The following is a 2,716-nucleotide window of genomic DNA, read 5'->3' as shown; positions in this document are numbered from 1 at the left end:
GCCCCCATCGACGCTCCCGGAGCAACGTCGATGCGGATTAACTGCAACGTCGAAGGAATGTTCGCCAGGCTCAGGCGCATGTGCGCCAGCACTTCCACCATCGCCAAGGCAGGATGTTCAGCAGCGTAGATTACCGAGCGTGGCAAAGTATGCCAGCGACCATCAGTGTAATGACCACCCAGGCCGCTCAATCCAGGAAAGGCTGAAATACGCCACAACTGCATCAGAAGATGCCGTGCGCGGTGCGGCGTATGTGGGACTCGATCAAGCGTGCGCCTGAATCCATTACCGACAACTGCATGGGCGAAATTGCGGGTTGGCCGGGCAGGTAATCGGCCGGCGTATTCAGCCACAGCAAAGCTGCGCCTTCGTCGCCACCAAACAGTTCGACCGCCTCGGCGAACACTCGCGTCAAGCGAACCACTCGCTCGGACTCGGCTTCGCTGAAGCGGGCATTGTTGCTCAGCCGGCGTCGGATGGTGCTTTCTGGCGCGACCAAGGAGGACGATAACTTTAACTTGCTGGCGACGCGTTTGTAGCTGTGGGTGGAAATACCATTGACCACAATACGCACGGCATCGGACTCTGAAGCGAGCTTGATATCCAGCAGACGCGCCATTCGCCCGAAGACTGTGTCCACTGGGGTTTTAGTTTGCAGTGCAGTACTCATAGAACTCCCTCCATTTGATCGAATTTATACGCCAAATGGCGGATGACATACAAGAGGTGGAACCCGGGTAGCGCTTCCAGCAGGACGAGCGGTCTGAGGCTACCCGAGCAAGTGCTTGGTTACGACGTGGAGAGGTCCCAGAAGGCTTCCCAAGGGCCTTTGGCTGCGGCCAAGATCGTTTGCGTTTGTACCAGGCGCACAGCATCCAGTTGCCAATCCGGCACCCTCAACCCACGATTTCCCAACCCTATCGCCAACAACTGCCCCGCCTTGATTTCCCGACTCACCTGCTCCCGCGACTTACCTGCCAATCGCGCAAACTCTGGCACTGTCAAATTAGTCGGAGCCTCATACGCCGCCAGCATCGCATGACGCTCACGCTGAATATCCGAAATCGCCGGTTCAGTCTCCTTTACCGCCCACTCCTCCGACGTGCCTAGGCAAGCAACAACAGCCTCAGCATTAGAGGGTGCCAACACCCTATTCGGCGCGGCCGCCACGTCATAGACCAACGAAGTGCTAGCCGCACCTACCGCCTCCGGCAGCGAAGCTGTCCCCTCCAACCGAATCGTCAACGGCGAACTCGCGGCCTCATGTTTGCCCTGTGCCCACAGGTCCAACCGATTCGCCCAATCCTGCATCATGGTGCGGCGCTGTTCGATGTATCTGGCGTGGTTGTAGGTGGCACTGACTTGATCCGGATCTGCATGGGAGAGCTGCGCATCAATCCAGTTTTTGGGATAACCAATCTCGTGCAGCGCGGTGGAGATCGTCGCGCGCATGCCATGCCCGGTGAGTTGGTCGGCATAGCCCATTCGATGCAATGCATTGTTCAGGGTGTTCTCGCTGATTCGCAGGTTTAAGTTGCTGCGATGTGAGAGTAAAAATTTCTGTGCGGGCACGACTTGATCAAGAAGGTAGCGCACGATTTCAAGGGCCTGAACTGAGAGTGGAACAACATACGGCGGGATTTCCCCAGCAGGGGTATCGCGTTTGCGCATCTTGAGTTGCAGCTGTTTTACGACCTCCGGCGGAATGACCCAGAACTGTTTCTCCAAGTCGAACTGATCGGGCGTGGCGTAGCGCAACTCGCCGGTGCGAACGCCGGTCAGTAAGAGCAGGCGCAAACCCAGTTTGGTTTGAAGGTGACCGCCGTATTTTCGGATGGTCGTCAGTAGTTCGGGCAACTGTTCCATCAGCAGGTAGGGGTTGTTGGTTACCGGTGGTTTGGGCAGCGCGACAACGTCCAGGTCTGAAGCAGGATTGAGTTCCATGCCTTCGACTTTTACCAGGGCGTAACGAAACAACTGATTGAACCAGGTGCGGCATTTTTCAGCCATGGTGAACGCTTTGCGTTGTTCGATAGTGCTTAGGATGGCCAGCAGATCGTGGCGGGTGATGCTTTTGATGGGGCGCTCGGCCAGGGTGGGCAGGACGTCCTTTTTGAAGACCCTGAGAATTTGCGACAGTGTGCTTTGGCGGCCTTCATTCAAGCTCAGGCGACGGAAGTTGATCCACTCGTCGTAGACTGCTTGGAAGGTATGTTTTACTTCAGCTTTAGCCTCAATGCGCTGCTGCTCACGATATTCTCGCGGGTTGATATCCTGAGCAAGCAGTTTGCGCGCCTCGTCCCGGCGGGTGCGCGCCTCTTTCAAGCTGACGGCGGGATACATGCCAAAAGACATGCACACTTGTCGGCCGGCCCAGTAGTAGCGAAACAACCAGCATTTGCTGCCAGCTGCAGTTACCAAGAGTGACAAGCCGTCAAAGTCGCCGAGCGTGTATCGCTTACCCGTATGCCGGGCGTGCCGAATAGTGAATTCCGAGAGTGGCATGGTGAGCTCCTGTTAAAGAGTCAGCACCCGATGCTCGCCCGGTACCCTGAAGTGATCCAGCCAGAATACGTTTTCTAGTCGTTCCGTAAAAACTACTTACCAGACTACTTAAACGTACCGAATCCCCCTGGATTCCAGTGGTTTTCCGCAGAAACGAAAAAAGACGCCTAAGCGTCTATTTCGTGGATCCCAGCGTCCAGTGGACATCTGT

At 56.1% G+C, this 2,716-nt stretch carries 3 protein-coding genes; all 3 read right to left on the bottom strand.

The window, feature by feature from the left end:
• Window positions 1-224, bottom strand: a 224-nt coding sequence (locus FEM54_RS29865) for an RES family NAD+ phosphorylase (RefSeq protein WP_138453994.1), incomplete at its 3' end; no start/stop codon positions are given.
• Entirely contained in the window at window positions 224-670 is a 447-nt protein-coding gene (locus tag FEM54_RS29860; protein WP_138453993.1) for an antitoxin Xre/MbcA/ParS toxin-binding domain-containing protein, read from the bottom strand. The genes FEM54_RS29860 and FEM54_RS29865, both read right to left, overlap by 1 nt.
• 119 nt (window positions 671-789) lie before the next feature.
• Window positions 790-2,505, bottom strand: a complete 1,716-nt coding sequence (locus tag FEM54_RS29855; RefSeq protein WP_138453992.1) for a tyrosine-type recombinase/integrase — start codon at window positions 2,503-2,505, stop codon at window positions 790-792.
• Window positions 2,506-2,716: the final 211 nt, after the last annotated feature.

Origin of the sequence: Pseudomonas edaphica (assembly GCF_005863185.1) — a bacterium.
Lineage (GTDB): Bacteria > Pseudomonadota > Gammaproteobacteria > Pseudomonadales > Pseudomonadaceae > Aquipseudomonas > Aquipseudomonas edaphica.
Note: the sequence above shows the minus strand (reverse complement) of the source record. Positions and strands in the feature narration are given on the sequence as shown.